The following is a 17,770-nucleotide window of genomic DNA, read 5'->3' on the forward strand; positions in this document are numbered from 1 at the left end:
CGGGGGTGGCAATCGTCACCGGCAAGGGGAGGAACGACGCGGCGTACCGACCCGGCGGCAAGCCGGCTGCCTGCGCGTCAACGGGTAATGATGTGCAGGCAGCCGTCCCCGGACAGTTCGCCCGCCGCCCGGGCGGGTGGCGTTCCCGCCACGATCCCCGCCACGGTCAGCACGGACAACCGCTCACGCCAGGACTCATTGCGTCGGGTCTTTCAACTCGATCAGCAGATCCTTCGCCGCGACCCGCTCGCCGACCTTCACGTGCACGGCCGCGATCTCGCAGTCACGCTCCGCCGCGATGTGCGTTTCCATCTTCATCGCCTCGAGCGCGAGCAGCGTCGTGCCGGCCGTCACGCGCTGGCCCGGCTGCACGGCCACCGTCACCACCGAGCCCGGCATCGGCGCGGCGACATGCAGCGGATTCGCCGGATCGGCACGCTGCAGGCCATGGCGCTCCTTGCCCGCCTGCACGACCGTCTTCTGCTCGACCAGCGCCGAGCGCGACTGGCCGTTCAGCTCGAACAGCACCTTCACGATGCCGTCCTGCGCATCGGCGTGCTGGCCCTGCAGCGACACGAGCAGCGTCTTGCCCGGTTCGATGTCGATCGCCACTTCCTCCTGCGGCTGCAGGCCATACAGGAACGCCGACGTCGGCACGACCGACGTGTCGCTGTACGCGCGAACGTGCGCGTAGTAGTCGACCGTCTGCTTCGGATACATCAGGTAGGACGCCAGTTGCCGGTCGTCGAGCGGCTGCTCGCACGCGGCCTCGGCCTGCTTGCGCACGGCGTCGAGATCGACCGGCGGAATCTGGTCGCCGGGACGATACGGCGCCGGCGGCTCGCTCTTGAGCACCTTGCGCGACAGGTCCGCCGGGAAGCCATCGGGCGGGAAGCCCAGCTCGCCCTTGAACAGCGACACGACCGACTCGGGGAACGCGAGGTCCTTGTCCGGGTTGCGTACGTCGTCCACGCTCAGGTCGTTCGCGACCATCATCAGCGCCATGTCGCCGACCACCTTCGACGTCGGCGTGACCTTCACGATGTCGCCGAACAGATGGTTCACGTCCGCATACGCGCGCGACACCTCGGTCCAGCGATGATCGATGCCGAGCGAGCGCGCCTGCTCGCGCAGGTTCGTGTACTGGCCGCCGGGCATCTCGTGACGGTAGACGTCGGCCGTGCCCGCGCGAATCTCCGATTCGAACGGCGCATAGTAGCGACGCACGCCCTCCCAGTACATCGACGCTTCGTGCAGGCGATCCTGATCAAGCCCCGGATCGCGTTCGCTGCCGGCCAGTGCGGCCGCGATGCTCGACAGGTTCGGCTGCGACGTGAGGCCGCTCATCGCATCGAGCGCACCGTCCACCGCGTCGCAGCCCGCTTCGACGGCTGCGAGCACCGACGCGGCGGCGATCCCGCTCGTGTCGTGCGTATGGAAATGCACCGGCAGCCCGGTTTCCTCCTTGAGCGCCTTCACGAGCGCCGCGACGGCCCGCGGCCTGCAGATGCCGGCCATGTCCTTGATGCCGAGCACATGCACGCCGGCCTGCTGCAGCTCGCGCGCGATGCCGACGTAATACTTGAGGTCGTACTTCGAACGCGACGTGTCGAACAGGTCGCCGGTGTAGCAGATCGCGCCTTCGCACAGCATCCCGCTCTCGCCCACCGCATCGATCGCCACGCGCATGTTGCGCACCCAGTTCAGCGAATCGAACACGCGGAACACGTCGACGCCGGCACTGGCGGCCTGCTGCACGAAGAAGCGCACGACGTTGTCCGCGTAGTTCGTATAGCCGACCGCGTTCGAACCGCGCAGCAGCATCTGGAACAGGATGTTCGGCACGCGTTCGCGCAGCAGCGCGAGCCGTTCCCACGGGTCTTCCTTCAGGAAGCGCAGCGCGACGTCGAAGGTCGCGCCGCCCCAGCATTCGAGCGAGAACAGTTGCGACAGCTCGCGCGCATAGAACGGCGCGACCGGCAGCATGTCGGCCGTGCGCATGCGCGTCGCGAACAGCGATTGGTGCGCGTCGCGCATCGTCGTGTCGGTCAGCAGCACCTGTTTCTGGTCGAGCATCCAGTTCGCGAACTTCTCGGGGCCAAGCTCACGCAAGCGATCGCGTGTGCCGGCCGGGATCGCCACGGCCGTATCGATCTTCGGCAGCACGGGTTTCGACAACGGCAGCGCCGGCAGCGTGCGGCCGCTCATCTCGGCGTTGCCGTTCACGTTCAGCTCGCCGAGATAGCGCAGCAGCTTCGTCGCGCGATCGCCGCGCTTCGCGAATGCGAGCAGCTCCGGCGTCTTGTCGATGAAGCGTGTCGTCACGTCGCCCGCGATGAAGGCCGGGTGGTTGATCACATTCTCGAGGAACTGCAGGTTCGACGTGACACCGCGAATCCGGAACTCGCGCAGTGCGCGATCCATCCGGTGAATCGATTCGGCCGCCGTCGGTGCCCACGTCGTCACCTTGACGAGCAGCGAGTCGTAGTACGGCGTGATCACCGCGCCGCCATACGCGGTGCCGGCATCGAGGCGCACGCCGAAGCCGGCCGCGCTGCGGTAGGCAGTGAGTCGCCCGTAGTCGGGCAGGAAATCGTTCTCCGGATCCTCGGTCGTGATCCGGCATTGCAGCGCGTTGCCGTTCAGCGGAATCGCCTGCTGTTCCGGCACGCCGGCCGCACGTTCGACGAGCGTGCCCGCGCCATCCATGACATCGTCGGCCAGACCAATCCGCCCGCCTTCCGTGATGCGGATCTGCGCCTTCACGATGTCGATCCCGGTGACCATCTCGGTCACCGTGTGCTCGACCTGGATACGCGGGTTCACCTCGATGAAGTAGAACTGGCCGGTGTCGGCGTCCATCAGGAACTCGACGGTGCCCGCATGCGTATAGCCGACCGCGCGCATCAACCGCAGCGCGGATTCGCACAGCGCGTGCCGGCCGTCGTGATCGAGATACGGCGCCGGTGCGCGTTCGACCACCTTCTGGTTACGCCGCTGCACCGTGCAGTCGCGCTCGTACAGATGCACGACCGTGCCGTGCGTATCGCCGAGCACCTGCACCTCGACGTGGCGCGCATTGCGCACGAGCTTCTCGACATACACCTCGTCATTGCCGAACGCGGCCAGTGCCTCGCGGCGCGCGACAGGCAGCAGGGTCTCGAGGTCCTGCGCGCTTTCGAGCACGCGCATCCCGCGTCCGCCGCCGCCCCAGCTCGCCTTCAGCATCAGCGGATAGCCGACTTCCGCGGCCAGCGCCTTGCATGCCGCGAGATCGTCCGGCAGCGGCGCGGTCGCGGGCATCACCGGCACGCCGGCGGCGATCGCCGCGTTGCGCGCGGCCACCTTGTTGCCGAGCGTGCGCATCACGTCCGGCGACGGGCCGATCCAGCGAATGCCGGCATCGATCACGGCCTGCGCGAAGTCGGGGTTCTCGGACAGGAAGCCGTAGCCGGGATGGATCGCGTCGACGTTGGCTTGCCGCGCGACGCGCAGGATGTCGTCGATGTCGAGATACGCGGCGAGCGGCTTCCTGCCTTCGCCGATCAGGTAGCTCTCGTCCGCCTTGAAGCGATGCAGCGCGAGACGGTCTTCCTTCGAATAGATCGCCACCGTGCGGATGTTCAGCTCGGCGGCGGCACGCATCACGCGAATCGAGATTTCCGAGCGGTTCGCGATCAGGATGGACTGGATGGGGGTAGGCGTCACGGCAGCCATGGATAGTGAAAAGTTGAATTGAACTCGCCGATGCGCCGTCCGCCGCCCGGTTGCTTCGCTGGGCGGCATGCAGGCCTCGCATCGGTCATTCGCGGTTGCATCGTCCCGGCTTTCGCCAGCCAACATGTTCGCCATATCGCACGACAGCCGCTATCGACATCGCGACGGCGAATAGCATCCAGCCGACCGGCCGGAAATAAGGGAGCGGCTCACAGGCCGGTCGTCGGTCCGGTTCGTTTCATCCGGAAAGACCGGTCATGTCGCTCCATTGATGCAAAAAGCAGGCCACATCGAATATCGAACGGACGGCGTTGATGGACGGTGTCCCGACGCGAAACCCGGCCCCGTATCGGCTCACATACGAAATCGAGGTTTCAATTCTGAAATCCGGCCGGCCGCGAACATCCGCGGTATCCCATGCGCAAGGAATGCGCGTCTCATTGCGCGGGCAATCGAACTGCCGCCGGCACTTGACCTTGCCGGCTCACCCGGCCTCGGGACGCGGGACTTGCGCGCGGCAAACCGAACACAAGGCAACCGGCGCAGGTCTCACCGTATGGACGCATGGTGCGGGACAGCGTGTCATTGCCCGATCTCGACGCCCGCATCGAGCCAGCCGCGCATCATCACGCCGACCTCGTCGCTCAGCCACTGCCGGAACAGCCGATACTCCGGGCGCGGCTGCGCATTCCGGTGCGTGATCAGGTAATGATGGCGATCGCGAAACACCAGCACGTCCTGCACCGGCCGCATCAGGATGCCCTGGTCGATCTGCCGGTGCACGAGGTGATGCCAGCCCAGCAGCGTGCCCTCGCCGGCCTCGGCCTGCGCGACGAGCAGCCGGTAGTCGTTGCTTTCCAGATGCTTGTTCTCGGTCAGCGTGTCGGTGCCGTCGCTCTGCTGGAACCAGTTGCGCCACACGCGCCAGTCGACGTGCTCGCACACCTGCGCGCGGCCGAGCATCGACAGGTTCAGGGTCGGGCACGACAGCAGGTCCAGCGGCTTGAGCGACCGGCCATGAAAATGGCGTTCGTGAAACGACGGGCTGCACACCGGGTACACGATGTCGTGAAACAGCGGCTCGACTTCGAACTCGGCCTCGCGCGGCGGGTTCTTCGTGATGATCACGTCGGGCTCGATGAGCCCGTCGAGCTCCATGAAGTGCTCGGTGACGATCACGTGCAGCCGGATATCCGGAAACTGCTCGCGAAACGCCGGCAGCCGCGACGACAGCCACAGCGCCGAGAACGTGTGCGACACGCAGATCATCAGCGCGTGCTTGTCGGTGCGGCGCACCGCCTCCGCCGCCTCGGCGATGTTCATGATCGACAGATACGACGCGTTGTAGAGAATCCGTCCGGCATCCGTCAGCGCGATATGCCGGCCGGTCCGCTCGAACAGCGCGACGTCGAGCGAATCCTCGAGCTCCTTGATCTGCCGGCTGATCGCGGCCTGCGTCACGCACAGCACCTCGGCCGCCTGGGTGAAGCTTTCGTAGCGCGCCGCCGTCACGAAGCACCGCAGCGCCCGAAGCGACGGCATCTGCGCGAGGAGTCGGTCTGCAAACAATTGCTTCTTCAACATGGCTTTCACTCTCAAACGGGGGTCGGACGCGGCGCCGACGAACCCGTCGTCCGCAGCCTGCCGGCTGCCCGCGGGCCGTGTCATCGCAAACCTTAATTATCCGAATATTGCAGCTTGCGTGCCAGCCGGGGTGGCTGGCAACGGCGGCGGCGCCGAAGCGGCGTCACGACGACGTCATTGTCGATCGATTGTGCACCGCATCGCCATTATCGGAAGCGATGATCGGGACTGCAAGACGAACGGCGAACCGGCATGCCCGTCGGCCGCGCCGCCCCCGCACCGCGCATTTGCGCAGCGCACCACCTGCCAGGCCGGGCCGTCACGGCAGGCAGCCGGACGCACCGCCGTTCGTCGCGCGCGGCTTGCGTGGCTTGCGCCGGCCGATCGACCGGCGGCCGTGCTCGCGCGGCATGGCGCAGGGCGGCATCGCGGTCAAGCCGAGGCGTGCGTGAAGCGGCCGCAGCCGCTGCGCGCATACCGCCGGCCAGGCCGCGCGGGCCCGGCGTGCGGCGCATCCGGCGCGCGCTCAGTCGAGCTTCAGCCAGGTGGTCTTCAGCTCGCAATACTGATCGTGCGCGTAGACGGACTTGTCGCGCCCACCGAAACCCGACTGCTTGAAGCCGCCGAACGGCGTCGACAGGTCGCCTTCGCCGAAGCAGTTCACCGTGACCGTTCCCGCGCGAATCCGCGCGGCGACCTTGTGCGCGCTGTTCACGTTGTCGGTCCACAGCGACGCCGCCAGCCCGTAGCACGTGTCGTTCGCGATCCGCACCGCATCGTCGACGTCGTCGTATTCGATGACGCACACGACCGGCCCGAACACCTCGTCGCGCGCGATGCTCATTTCCGGCGTCACTTGATCGAAGATCGTCGGTTCGACGAACCAGCCGCCCGTCTCCGCGAGGATCGCGTGCCCGCCGCACACCACGCGCGCACCTTCCGCCTTCGCCTTCTCGATATGGCCGAGCACCTTCTCGTAGTGCTTCTGCTCGATCAGCGCGCCGAGCTTCACGTCCGGGTCGAGCGGATCGCCGGTCTTCCAGCCGGCGAGCACGGCCTGGACCTTCTCCAGCAGTTCTGCCTTGCGGCTCGACGGAACGAGGATCCGCGAGCCGGCGCTGCAGTTCTCGCCCATGTTCCAGAACGCGGCCGCAACCGCCTGTTCCGCCACCGCATCGAGGTTCGCGACGTCCGGCAGGATCACCTGCGGATTCTTGCCGCCGCACTCGAGCACGACGCGCTTCAGGTTGGTATCGGCCGAGTAGTGCAGGAACCGCTTGCCGGTCGCGGTCGAGCCGGTGAACGCGATGAGATCGACATCCGGATGGCGGCCGATCGCCTCGCCGGCTTCGCCGCCGAACCCGGTGACGACGCTGAACACGCCCGGCGGCACGCCGGCTTCCAGCGCGAGATCGGCGATCCGCAGCGTCGACAGCGACGTCTGCTCGGCCGGCTTCACGACCACGCTGTTGCCCACCGACAGCGCGGGACCGATCTTCCACGCGAGCATCAGCGCCGGGAAATTCCACGGCAGCACGGCGCCGACGACGCCGATCGGCTCGCGCGTGATCATGCTCACGACGCCCGCACCCGACGGCGACAACGCGTCGTAGCGCTTGTCGGTCACTTCCGCGTGCCAGCGAATGCATGCGGCCGACTCGGGAATATCGAGCCCCAGGCATTCGCCGATCGGCTTGCCGGCTTCCAGTGCCTCGAGCAGCGCGAGCTCCTCCGCATGCTCGTCGATCAGCTGCGCGACGCGCAGCAGCACTGCCTTGCGGTGCGCGGGCGCGGCCTTCGACCAGACACCCGATTCGAACGCGTCGCGCGCGGCCGCGACCGCCCGCTCGACGTCCTGCTCGCTGCATCGCGCCACCTCGGCGAGCACCTTGCCGGACGCGGGGTTGAGCGTCGCGAACGTCTCGCCCGACGCCGCCGCGCTACGTTGCCCCGCGATGAACGCGCGCCCGTCGAGCGACAACGCATTCGCCTGCTGTTTCCAATCCTGATGGGTCGTCATGTCATTTCCTCAATCATCAAAGCTCGGCACCGGCCGAGAATTCCTTGGCCCAGATCGTTGCCGACACGGCCAGGTCGACGATCGGTCGAACCGGCAGCGGGCGCGGACGCGGCTGCTTCAGCAACTGCTGCACGAGGCTGTTCGATTCGCCGAGCGCATGTTCGGCGATCAGCTTGCCGGAGGCCGACCCGCGGCTCAGGCCGAGGCCGTTGCAGCCGATCGCCTGGTAGAGGCCGTCGTCGCGCTTGCCGAACAGCGCACCGTTGTTGGCGGACAGGCACAGCGGCCCGCCCCACGTATATTCGAGCTCGACGCCGCCGAGCATCGGGAAGCGGCGCTCGAACGAGCGCCGATGCAGATGCCGCGACTTCGCGAGATCGGCCTGCGACGCCTTCACGTCCGGCCGGAACGCGAAATGGTTGCGCACGCAAATGCGGTTGGTGATCAGCCGCCGCACCGTCGTGCCCATCGGATCGGCCGGAATCAGCGACCACGAGCGCGTGCCGCCGAGTTTCGCCACTTCGTTGGGATTCATCGGGCGCGTGAGCGACGCGAACGTGTACACCGGCAGCAGGCCGTTCGAATGCATGCCGAAGGTCGCCGCATACGCGTTCGTGCACAGGATCACCTGCTTCGCGACGATCGTGCCGCCGGCGAAGTGCAGCACGCGTGTGTCGCCCCGAGGTTCGATCCGCGTGACGGGGCTGAGCTCGAACACCGTCACGTTGTCCGGTTGCGTCGCCGCCAGGCCGCGCATCAGCGCGGCCGGCTGCACCGTGCTGCAGCCGGGCGTGAACAGTGCGCCCGTGTAGAAGTCGGTTCCGGTCACCGCCTGGATCCCGGCCTGGTCGAGCCATTCGAACGCTTCGCCGATGCGGGTCAGCCCGTCGGCAAAATGCGCGAGCGCGGCGGCGCCCTTCTTGTTCACCGATGCGTGGAATTTGCCGTCGTCGCGCCAGTCGCAGTCGATGCCGAAGCGCCGCACGATCGCGCGCACATAGTCGATGCCGTGGCGCTGAAACCGCACGTCGGCACGATCCTCGTCGATGCTGCGCGAGTAGCTTTCGCTGCTGATGTCGTGCGGCAGGTCGACGAAGAATCCGGAATTGCGCCCGGCCGTCGTGCGTCCGATCCGGTCGGCCTCGACGAGCGCGATCGACGCGCCGGGCGCGAGCTCCGCGAGCCGGCGCGCCGCGCAAAGGCCGGTGATGCCGCCGCCCACGACCACCCAGTCGAACCGGCTGTCGGATGTGACGGCCTTCGCTTCCTGCGCCGGCGGCAGGGTCTCCCACCACCCGTTCGTCCCGTCCGGCGCCGGAAACCGCGCGAATTCCAGATTCGAGCCCATGATGGATTACCCGGCGTCGCGCAGCAGCGGTTTCACGAGCTTCGCGAACGCGTCGCGCTCGTCATCCGACAGCGCGCCGAGCGGTGCGCGGGCGACGCCGACCGGCAGGCCGGCCAGCTCGCAGCCGTAGCGCACGTACTGGATGAACTTGCCGCTGCGCTCAAGCAGTTCGAGCACCGGCAGCAGTTGCGCCATCAGCTTGCGGCCGGTCGCGAAATCGCCGCGCTTCACGCAGGCGTCGAACAGCTCGGTGTGTGCTTCCGGCAGGAAGTTCGACGCGCCGCCCACCCAGCTGCGCGCGCCCCACGCGAAGAACTCGAGCGCCTGGTCGTCCATCCCGCAGCTCAGCACGAGCCGGTCGCTGAAATGCGTCGACAGATGATGCAGGTGCGCGATATCGCCGGTGCTTTCCTTCATCGCGACGAAGTTCTTGCGCTCGAGCAGCGTCTCGAGAATGTCGTCGCCGATTTCCGTGCCCGTGCGGGCCGGGAAGTTGTACAGCATGATCGGCATGTCGAGCGCGTCGTCCACCGCGAGCAGGTGCGCGAGCAGTTCCTGCTGGGTCGGCTGCGCGTAGTACGGCGCCGCAACCAGCAGCGCGTTCAGTCCCGCGCGTTTCGCTTCGCGGCCGAGGCGCAGCACCTCCTTCGTCGTCGTCGCGTTGATGCCCGCGGTCAGGAACGTCTTGCCGCCGGCCGCGGCAGCAACCGTGTCGAACGTGCGCACGCGCTCGTCGAAGCTCAATGCGTAGTATTCGCCCGTCGTCCCGCCGATGCCGAGGCCGGACACCCGGCCCGCGAGATCGGCCGCATGGCGGCCCAGCAGTGCATGATCGATTTCGCCGTCCGCGTCGAACGGGGTGACCAGCGGTGTGTGTACGCCCTCGAAGCTCATTTTGATTCCTCATTCAGGTGGGTGCGCCGGGTTCTCGCCGTCGAGCGGGAAACCGGCAATTCGACAAAACGCCGTCGGCGCGTCGCGGCATTCGCGCAGCCACGCCGATCGATTCGCTACGTGATCGGAACGATGTTCAGGTCCGGCGCCGATGCCGGGATCAGGCGAATGCCTCCACATGCGCATAAATGGGGAACTGGCTGCACAGGTCGCGCACGCGGGTCCGCACCGAGCGCTCGACCGCTTCGTCGCCGCCCGGATCGCGCTTGAGCGCCGCCAGGACTTCGAGGATCATTTCCCCGATCTGCTCGAACTGCGCGGGTCCGAAGCCGCGCGTGGTGCCGGCCGGCGTGCCGAGCCGGATGCCGGACGTGACCATCGGGTTTTCCGTATCGAACGGAATGCCGTTCTTGTTGCAGGTGATGCCGGCGCGCTCCAGCGCCTTCTCGGCCTGTGTGCCGGTAATGCGCCGCGAACGCAGGTCGACCAGCAGCAGGTGGTTGTCCGTGCCGCCCGTGACGAGCGAGAGGCCGCCGGCCGTCAGCACGTTGGCGAGTGTCTGCGCATTGCGCAACACCTGGTCGATATAGCGCGTGAACTCCGGGCGCAGCGCCTCGGCGAACGCCACCGCCTTTCCGGCGACGACATGCATCAGCGGGCCGCCCTGCAGCCCCGGAAATACCGCCGAATTGATCTGCTTCGCGATCTCGGCGTGGTTCGTCAGGATGAAGCCGCCGCGCGGGCCGCGCAGCGTCTTGTGCGTCGTCGACGTCACCACGTCGGCGAACGGCACCGGGTTCTGGTGCCGGCCGGCCGCGACGATGCCGGCGATGTGCGCCATGTCGACCATCAGCTTCGCGTCGACGCTGTCCGCGATCTCGCGAAATGCGGCGAAGTCGAGCGCGCGCGGATACGCGGAGTAACCGGCGATGATCAGCTTCGGGCGATGCCGCTCGGCAAGCCGGCGCACGTCGTCGTAATCGATGCGCAGCGTGTCCGGGCTCACGCCGTACTGCACCGCGTTGAACCACTTCCCCGACAGCGCGGGCCGTGCGCCGTGCGTGAGATGGCCGCCCGCATCGAGGGACATGCCCATCACCGTGTCGCCGGGCTTGACGAGCGCGAGCATCACCGCGCCGTTGGCCTGCGCGCCCGAGTGCGGCTGGACGTTCGCCTGCGCGGCGTCGAACAGGGCGCACGCGCGATCGATCGCGAGCGACTCGATCCGGTCGACGTGGTCGCAACCGCCGTAGTACCGCCGGGACGGATAGCCTTCCGCGTACTTGTTCGTCAGCACGGTGCCCTGCGCCTCCAGCACCGCCGCCGACGCGATGTTTTCGGACGCGATCAGTTCGATCTGGCTCTGCTGGCGACGCAGTTCCAGTGCGATCTCCGATGCGATCACCGGATCCCGGCTCTGGAGCGTTTCGGAAAAAAATCGGGCGTTCTCGTTCACTTGGTGACTCCGCGGCGCGAATCGTTACGGGCTGCATGAACTGCATGTACCGCATACCGCAAGGCCGGCGCCCTCGTTGGGGCCCCGGCCGTCGGCATCGGGCGACATGCGTCGCCGGTAGCGCGGCTTTACTGCTGCAGCCAGGCCTTCAGCTTTTCCGGATGGGCATCGACGAACTTCTTCGCGGCCGTCGCGTAGTCGTTCGTGGTGTTGCCTTCGAACTCGATGGCTTCGACGTCGGCCAGCGTCAGCTTCAGGTGCTTGAAGAACACGTCGGCACGCGGGAACTTGCCGGCGAACTTCTTCGATGCGAACGCGTGAACCTGCTCTTCACCGCCCAGCGTGCCCTTCGTGTCCTTCAGGTAACGCATCTGCCACTTCTGGAACAGCCAGTGCGGGCTCCACACCGTCGCGACGATCCACTGCTTCGACTGGTACGCACGCGACACGCTCGCCAGCATGCCGGCCTCGCTCGACGCCTGGAGGTTGTAGCCGTCCAGGTTGTAGGTCTTGATGGTCTTCTCCGACGCCTGCATCAGGCCGCCGCCCGGCTCGATGCCCTGGATCGTGCCGTTCAGCTTGCTCTTGACTTCCGGCTTGTTCAGGTCGGCGATCGACGACAGCTCCGATTCGGGAACGTAGGTCGGCACTGCCCAGCCGTTCCTGCCGCCGGTATAGATGATGCCGACGTCGTCCAGGTCGTTCTTGTACTTCGCGTAGTACGTCCCGTGCGTGACCGGCAGCCAGCCGCCGACCATGATGTCGAGATCCCCGCGCGCAACGCCCTGGTACTGGATGCCGATGTCGGCCTGAACGAACTGCACGGGCTGCTTGAGTTGCGTTTCCAGCACGTACTTCGCGACGTTGGCCACCGCGAGCACGTCCGCCCAGTTGGTCACCGCGATCTTGACCGGCTCGGCGGCCGACGCCGCGCCCACACCTGCGCTGCAGGCAACCACCGTCGATACCGCGAGTTTCGCCAGAAGCGATTTGAACGTATGGGTATTCATCTAGTACTCCTTGTTAATCACGCGAGTCTTTCAAGGATGAGTAACGCCTTCGATCGGCGTTGCTGGTCTCCACGCACTGCTACACCGGTTCCGCCGCGGCACCGTGGCCGCGGCGCTTCATGTTCCGTCAACTGCCTGCGACTGCCGAATCCGTCAGGTACGTGCCGCGCCACGCGGGCCGGCCTTGCCTGCACGCGCGGCCGGCCGCGCCTTCTTCTTCGCCTTCACGCCGAAGCTCTCCGTCAGCCGATCCAGCACGATCGCGAGCAGCACGACGCCCAGCCCGCCTTCGAAGCCGATCCCGATGTCGAGGCGCTGGATGCCGCTCAGCACGTACTCGCCGAGGCCGCCCGCGCCGATCATCGACGCGACCACCACCATCGACAGCGCCATCATGATCGTCTGGTTCACGCCGGCCATGATCGACGGCAGCGCGTTCGGCAGCTGGATCTTCCACAGAAGCTGCCAGTCGGTGCTGCCGAACGAGCGGCCGGCTTCGATCAGTTCCTCGCGGACTTGCCGGATGCCGAGCGTCGTCAGCCGCACGACGGGCGGCATCGCGAACACGATCGTCGCAATCACCGCCGGCACGCGTCCGAGGCCGAACAGGATCACGGCCGGGATCAGGTACACGAACGCGGGCATCGTCTGCATGAAGTCCAGCAGCGAGCGCAGGATCATGCCGATCCGGTTGTTGCGCGCCCCCCAGATCCCCAGCGGGACGCCGATCACCAGGCTGAAGAACGTCGCCGCGGTGACGAGCGCGAGGGTCGAGACCGTCTGTGCCCACAAGCCCATGTAGTGAATGACGAGCAGCGCGAGGCCGACGAAGATCGAGAACACGATACCGCGGCGCCACAGCGCGAGTCCGACCAGGATCACGACCATCGCGATGAACGGTACGGCGGCGAGGCCGTCCTCGAGCAGCTTCACGACCGCGCCGAGCCCGGCCGAGAAGGTGTCGAAGCCACCGCGGAAATGCAGAAACAGGAAATTGACGAAATTTTCCGCGAACTTCCCGATCACCGACGAATTCATGCTGCCCTCCGTTGCATCATCTGCTTGAGTATCGTCCGGCAGGACACGACGCCCGCCAGTTGTCCCGCTGCGTCCGTCACCGGCACGTCGTGCTCCTGGGTCAGCGCGATCGATGCGAGCTGGTGAAGATCCGTATCGATCGAAACCGCGTTGAAGTCATGCAGGAACGCCTCGCGAATCGGCCGCGCGCCCGACCGGTGCAGCGTGGCCGGCGTGACGCAGCCCAGATATTGGCCGGCCTCGTCGCACACGTAGCCGCATTCCGCGCCGCTGTCGATCAGCTGGTTCAGGTAGCGGTCGGACGGCGTGCCGGCATCGCACCGAAGCAGCCCGCGCTCGACCGTCGTCATCATGCTGGATGCCTTCAGGAAGCGCGACACGTCGACGTTGCGGAAGAAGTCCTGCACATACGCATCCGCCGGCGTCTGGATCAGTTCGGCCGGCGTGCCGACCTGGATCAGGCAGCCGTCCTTCATGATGCCGATGCGCCCGCCGATCTTCACCGCTTCCTCGATATCGTGGGAAATGAACACGATCGTGCGCTGCTCGTCCTTCTGCAGGCGCAGCAGTTCGTTCTGCATTTCGAAGCGAATCAGCGGGTCGAGCGCGGAGAATGCCTCGTCCATCAGCAGGACCGACGGATTCACCGCCAGCGCACGAGCCAGGCCCACGCGCTGCTGCATGCCGCCGGACAATTCGCTCGGCAGCAGCTTCTCGTACGACCCGAGGCCGACGCGCTCCAGCGCGGCGCGTGCAACCTCGTAGCGCTGCGCTTTCTTGATCCCCGCGACCTCGAGCCCGTACGCGATGTTGTCGATCACGGTCCGGTTCGGCAGCAGTGCGAACGACTGGAACACCATCGCCATCTTCTGGCGCCGGACGTCGCGCAGCTCCGGCGTCGACATCGGGGCGATGTCGCGGCCTTCGAGCACGACCTGCCCGGAGCTCGGCTCGATCAGCCGGTTGAGCAGGCGAACCAGCGTCGATTTGCCGGAGCCCGACAGGCCCATGATCACGAAGATCTCGCCGGCCCTGACGCTCAGGCTCACGTCGTTGACCGCCACCATGTTGCCCGTTTCGGCGAAGATCTCGTTGCGCCCGACGCCGCGCTTCATCATTTCGATCGCACGCTCGGGCTTCGGACCGAAGATCTTCGACAGGTGCTTGACGGTCAGGATGTCGGTTCCGGTCGCGATACTCGACCGGGCGAGCGACGGCGCACCGTCGGTGGTGATTGCTCCGGGGGGAACTACGTCGCCCGGTGCAAACGTCAGATTTGGGGCCATTCTGTCATCCCGACTGGGTGGTGATGGAAACCGCGAACTTCGTACGAGTCGCCTTCGATTGCCCGCTTGTTGCGTGGGTTCGATACGCTCCTGCGCGGTTGACGGCGCTGATGCAGTGATTGCAGCGTATCAATCCAATTTCGTCGTTCCAGATACATTTTCTGTGCGCTTTCCCATACCTTTGGTAATGCATCGAAAACGTGCGGAAAAGTGCGCATGGCGACGACCGGCAGAATCGGGGCGAGAGCCAATACCGGCGCGGCTGAGCGGGATCACGCGGAAATCGCGGCAAGGTGGTGCACGCGGGGCGCAGGATCGTGCGCTAGGGGAAAATCCCGACGGTGGTGCATCAGGGAAACTACCGAGAAAACCGGCGCGCGACGGCGCAGACGGCAGTCGAGGCGGCTCGGATACGAAGAATCGGCGGTCGATGAAGGACAGATCGAACCTGCCTCGGTGACGCGCACATCGGAACCGCGCAGTCGGCACCGACGTTGCAGAAAGGCGCGCGTTGCTCGTGTCGAACGGCCGCGGTGACGTTCGGCCCAAGCTCCCCACGCCCCGATCGCGCCGCGATCCCCGCGACGAACAGCGCGCACGCCGACGCCGACGACGCCACCGTGCGCACGTGATTCCACCGCGTCCAGTCGAGCACGTCGCGCGCCCACTGCGCCGCGCCATCCGCCGTTGCCGGATCGGCGGCGGCGAGCGCGTCGTTGAGCGGCACGTTGACGGCCATCGTCACCGCGACCATGCCGGATTGCGTGCGGCGCGACCTCGCCGGGATGAAGACGATCGACGACCTGCACGGCACGTTGTGCCGCATCATCGAGAGTGACTACCGGATGTTCGTCGGCGAGCCGCTGATGCGCGACATCTGGCGCGCGACGCAGGCCGACCGCGCATTGCAGGCGCTCGATCGGGCGGACGGGGGGTTCCTGGCCGGCCTGCTCGCGGATGCACTGGGAGAAGTGGCGCCCGACACGACACGCGCGCAGCGGAGCGCGTTCGCGGAGCTGATGATGATCCAGATCGCGGCGGCCGTGCGGCACACGATCACGTTGCCGCCGGATGCGGCCCGGCAGCTGCTCACGATGTTCAAGCAGGCGTTGCCGCGGGATCTGGCGGTGCTGGATGCGTCAGCGGGCCGCGCAAAGCACGCGGCCGCCCGAAGGCGGCCGCGCGAAGAGGCACCGACGCGCCGCTTACTTGCTGTAGTCGTACACCCCGCGCCCCGTCTTCCTCCCCAGCCGCCCGGCCGACACCATCTCGCGCAGCAGCGGGCACGCACGATATTTCGTGTCGCCGAAGTCCTTCAGGAACACGTCCATCACCGCGAGGCACACGTCGAGCCCGACGAGATCGGCCAGCGCGAGCGGCCCGATCGGATGGTTCGCACCGAGCTTCATCCCCGCGTCGATCTCCTCGGCCGACGCGATCCCTTCCGCCAGCACGAAGAACGCTTCGTTGATCATCGGCACGAGGATCCGGTTCACGACGAAGCCGGGCGCGTTGCGCACGCCGATCGGCGACTTGTCGAAACGCTCGGTCAGCGCGCGCACGGCCGACGCGGTCGCGTCGCTCGTCTGCAGCCCGCGGATGATCTCGACGAGCGGCATCAGCGGCACCGGGTTGAAGAAGTGCATGCCGACGAAGCGCGACGGATCGGCGAGCAGCGCCGCGAGCGCGGTGATCGAGATCGACGACGTGTTGGTCGCGATGATCGCGTCGGGCCGTGCGACCGATTCGATCTGCTTCAGGATGCGGCTCTTCAGCTCGACGTTTTCGGTCGCGGCTTCGATCACGATGTCGACCGCGGCGAGCTTCGCGTAATCGGTCGACGTCGTGATGCGCGCGAGCGCGGCATCGCGCGCGCCGGCGTCGAGCTTCTCCTTCGACACGAGCCGCTCGAGGCTGCCCTTCAGGGCGGCGACGCCCTTGTCGAGCGCCGCGTCGCTGACGTCGATCATCACGACGTTGAGTCCTGCAACGGCGGCGGTTTGCGCAATGCCGTTGCCCATGGTTCCGGCGCCCACGACGCCGACGGTTTCGATGGTCATGACGATTCCTGTGTGTTCGGGTGCTGAGCGTTCGATTATCAGATGTTCTCGAAGATCGCCGCAATCCCCTGGCCGCCGCCGATACACATCGTCACGAGCGCATAACGCCCGCCGATGCGCTTCAGTTCGTACAGCGCCTTGACCGTGATCAAGGCGCCCGTCGCGCCGATCGGGTGACCGAGCGAAATGCCCGAACCGTTCGGGTTGACCTTGGCCGGATCGAGGCCGAGTTCCTGCGTGACCGCGCACGCCTGCGCGGCGAACGCCTCGTTCGCCTCGATCACGTCGAGGTCGGTGATCTTCAGGCCCGCGCGCTCGAGCGCCTTCTGCGTGGCCGGCACCGGGCCGATGCCCATGTACGCCGGATCGACGCCCGCATGCGCATACGCGACGAGACGCGCGAGCGGCTTCACGCCCTGCGCGCGCGCGGCATCCGCGCTCATCAGCAGCACCGCGGCGGCCGCATCGTTGATCCCCGACGCATTGCCGGCCGTCACCGTGCCGTCTTCCTTCACGAACACCGGCTTGAGCTTCGTGAAGTCGTCCGGGCCGGCGTCGTGACGCACGTGCTCGTCGGTGTCGAACGCGACCTCGCCCTTCTTCGTGCGGATCGAGATCGGCAGGATCTGATCCTTGAAGCGCCCTTCCGCGATCGCGCGCGCCGCGCGACGATGCGATTCGAGCGCGAGCGCATCCTGCGCATCACGCGAAATGCCGTACTTGCGTGCGACGTTCTCGGCCGTCACGCCCATGTGGATCGTCTGGAACGGGTCGTGCAGCGCGCCGAGCATCATGTCGACGAGCTTGCCGTCGCCCATGCGCTGGCCGAAGCGCGCGGCCGGCACGGTGTACGGCGCGCGGCTCATGTTCTCCGACCCGCCGCCGATCGCGACGTCGGCATCGCCGAGCATGATCGTCTGCGCGGCCGACACGATCGCCTGCAGGCCCGAGCCGCACAGCCGGTTCACGGTCAGCGCCGGCGTGTGCTGCGCGACGCCGCCGTTGATCGCCGCGACGCGCGCGAGATACATGTCCTTCGGTTCGGTGTTCACGACGTGGCCGAACACGACATGCCCGACCGCGTCGCCCGGCACGTTCGCGCGCGACAGCACTTCGCTCACGACCTTCGCACCGAGTTCGGTCGGTGAGAAATCCTTCAGGCTCCCGCCGAAATCGCCGATCGCGGTACGGACACCGCTCACCACCACGACTTCCTTCGCTGCATTGCTCATCGTCTCACTCCGGTTCGTTCGCGCCCGCGGGCGCGGGGATGCGTTGCGTTACATGTTCGGGTAATTCGGCCCGCCGCCGCCTTCCGGCGTGACCCACACGATGTTCTGCGTCGGGTCCTTGATGT

13 protein-coding genes and 1 pseudogene are annotated in these 17,770 nt (G+C 66.8%); 1 reads left to right on the forward strand and 13 read right to left on the reverse strand.

The genetic code is table 11. The annotated features are described in order from the left end of the window. Nucleotides 1–195: 195 nt before the first annotated feature. The 10 genes from DIE21_RS20165 to DIE21_RS37860 all read right to left on the reverse strand — a co-directional run bounded on the left by DIE21_RS20165 (nt 196) and on the right by DIE21_RS37860 (nt 15,182). The gene (locus DIE21_RS20165; RefSeq protein WP_124499370.1) at nt 196–3,717 is read right to left on the reverse strand and encodes a pyruvate carboxylase; all 3,522 of its coding nucleotides are present in this window, start codon (nt 3,715–3,717) and stop codon (nt 196–198) included. Between the two features lie 582 nt (nt 3,718–4,299). Next, the gene (locus DIE21_RS20170) at nt 4,300–5,301 is read right to left on the reverse strand and encodes a LysR substrate-binding domain-containing protein (RefSeq protein WP_124499371.1); all 1,002 of its coding nucleotides are present in this window, start codon (nt 5,299–5,301) and stop codon (nt 4,300–4,302) included. Between the two features lie 526 nt (nt 5,302–5,827). After that, entirely contained in the window at nt 5,828–7,321 is a 1,494-nt protein-coding gene (locus DIE21_RS20175; protein WP_124499372.1) for an aldehyde dehydrogenase, read from the reverse strand. Between the two features lie 16 nt (nt 7,322–7,337). After that, on the reverse strand, nt 7,338–8,669 hold the full coding sequence (locus DIE21_RS20180) for an FAD-binding oxidoreductase (protein ID WP_124499373.1): 1,332 nt from the start codon (nt 8,667–8,669) through the stop codon (nt 7,338–7,340). Nucleotides 8,670–8,675: 6 nt separating this feature from the next. Then, nucleotides 8,676–9,563, reverse strand: a complete 888-nt coding sequence (locus DIE21_RS20185) for a dihydrodipicolinate synthase family protein (RefSeq protein ID WP_124499374.1) — start codon at nt 9,561–9,563, stop codon at nt 8,676–8,678. 160 nt (nt 9,564–9,723) lie between these two features. Continuing rightward, entirely contained in the window at nt 9,724–11,019 is a 1,296-nt protein-coding gene (glyA, locus tag DIE21_RS20190) for a serine hydroxymethyltransferase (RefSeq protein ID WP_124499375.1), read from the reverse strand. Nucleotides 11,020–11,147: 128 nt separating this feature from the next. After that, entirely contained in the window at nt 11,148–12,029 is an 882-nt protein-coding gene (locus DIE21_RS20195) for a glycine betaine ABC transporter substrate-binding protein (protein WP_124499376.1), read from the reverse strand. A gap of 153 nt (nt 12,030–12,182) precedes the next feature. Then, nucleotides 12,183–13,067, reverse strand: coding sequence for a proline/glycine betaine ABC transporter permease (locus DIE21_RS20200; RefSeq protein WP_124499377.1), 885 nt, complete (start codon nt 13,065–13,067; stop codon nt 12,183–12,185). Further along, entirely contained in the window at nt 13,064–14,353 is a 1,290-nt protein-coding gene (locus DIE21_RS20205) for a glycine betaine/L-proline ABC transporter ATP-binding protein (protein WP_124499378.1), read from the reverse strand. The genes DIE21_RS20200 and DIE21_RS20205 overlap by 4 nt, the downstream gene beginning before the upstream one ends. Before the next feature lie 358 nt (nt 14,354–14,711). Then, a complete protein-coding gene (locus tag DIE21_RS37860) occupies nt 14,712–15,182 on the reverse strand; it encodes an anthrone oxygenase family protein (RefSeq protein WP_260432534.1) in 471 nt (156 codons plus the stop codon). Here DIE21_RS37860 and DIE21_RS38165 point away from each other — a divergent pair. Next, nucleotides 15,064–15,492, forward strand: a pseudogene (locus DIE21_RS38165) (TetR/AcrR family transcriptional regulator); the annotation flags it as partial. The gene DIE21_RS37860 and the pseudogene DIE21_RS38165 overlap by 119 nt on opposite strands. 66 nt (nt 15,493–15,558) lie before the next feature. Here the strand turns inward: DIE21_RS38165 and DIE21_RS20220 are convergent. The 3 genes from DIE21_RS20220 to DIE21_RS38300 all read right to left on the reverse strand — a co-directional run. Further along, nucleotides 15,559–16,413 carry a 3-hydroxybutyryl-CoA dehydrogenase gene (locus DIE21_RS20220; RefSeq protein WP_124499379.1) on the reverse strand — a complete coding sequence of 285 codons (855 nt, stop codon included), beginning with the start codon at nt 16,411–16,413 and terminating at the stop codon, nt 15,559–15,561. Nucleotides 16,414–16,451: 38 nt separating this feature from the next. After that, nucleotides 16,452–17,645 (reverse strand): beta-ketothiolase BktB, encoded by a 1,194-nt coding sequence (gene bktB, locus DIE21_RS20225; RefSeq protein WP_124499380.1) that lies wholly within the window; start codon nt 17,643–17,645, stop codon nt 16,452–16,454. Nucleotides 17,646–17,693: 48 nt separating this feature from the next. Continuing rightward, on the reverse strand, nt 17,694–17,770 hold a 77-nt coding region (locus DIE21_RS38300; protein WP_133168007.1), incomplete at its 5' end, for a 4Fe-4S dicluster domain-containing protein.

The sequence above is a fragment of the Burkholderia sp. Bp9140 genome, from assembly GCF_003853425.1.
Taxonomy (GTDB): domain Bacteria; phylum Pseudomonadota; class Gammaproteobacteria; order Burkholderiales; family Burkholderiaceae; genus Burkholderia.

Excerpts from the sequence above, each read along its gene's own strand:
- DIE21_RS20165 (WP_124499370.1), bottom strand. The coding sequence starts at position 3,717 with ATGGCTGCCGTGACGCCTACCCCCATCCAGTCCATCCTGATCGCGAAC.
- DIE21_RS20170 (WP_124499371.1), bottom strand. The coding sequence starts at position 5,301 with ATGTTGAAGAAGCAATTGTTTGCAGACCGACTCCTCGCGCAGATGCCG.
- DIE21_RS20175 (WP_124499372.1), bottom strand. The coding sequence starts at position 7,321 with ATGACGACCCATCAGGATTGGAAACAGCAGGCGAATGCGTTGTCGCTC.
- DIE21_RS20180 (WP_124499373.1), bottom strand. The coding sequence starts at position 8,669 with ATGGGCTCGAATCTGGAATTCGCGCGGTTTCCGGCGCCGGACGGGACG.
- DIE21_RS20185 (WP_124499374.1), bottom strand. The coding sequence starts at position 9,563 with ATGAGCTTCGAGGGCGTACACACACCGCTGGTCACCCCGTTCGACGCG.
- DIE21_RS20195 (WP_124499376.1), bottom strand. The coding sequence starts at position 12,029 with ATGAATACCCATACGTTCAAATCGCTTCTGGCGAAACTCGCGGTATCG.
- DIE21_RS20200 (WP_124499377.1), bottom strand. The coding sequence starts at position 13,067 with ATGAATTCGTCGGTGATCGGGAAGTTCGCGGAAAATTTCGTCAATTTC.
- DIE21_RS20205 (WP_124499378.1), bottom strand. The coding sequence starts at position 14,353 with ATGGCCCCAAATCTGACGTTTGCACCGGGCGACGTAGTTCCCCCCGGA.
- DIE21_RS37860 (WP_260432534.1), bottom strand. The coding sequence starts at position 15,182 with ATGATGCGGCACAACGTGCCGTGCAGGTCGTCGATCGTCTTCATCCCG.
- DIE21_RS20220 (WP_124499379.1), bottom strand. The coding sequence starts at position 16,413 with ATGACCATCGAAACCGTCGGCGTCGTGGGCGCCGGAACCATGGGCAAC.
- bktB (WP_124499380.1), bottom strand. The coding sequence starts at position 17,645 with ATGAGCAATGCAGCGAAGGAAGTCGTGGTGGTGAGCGGTGTCCGTACC.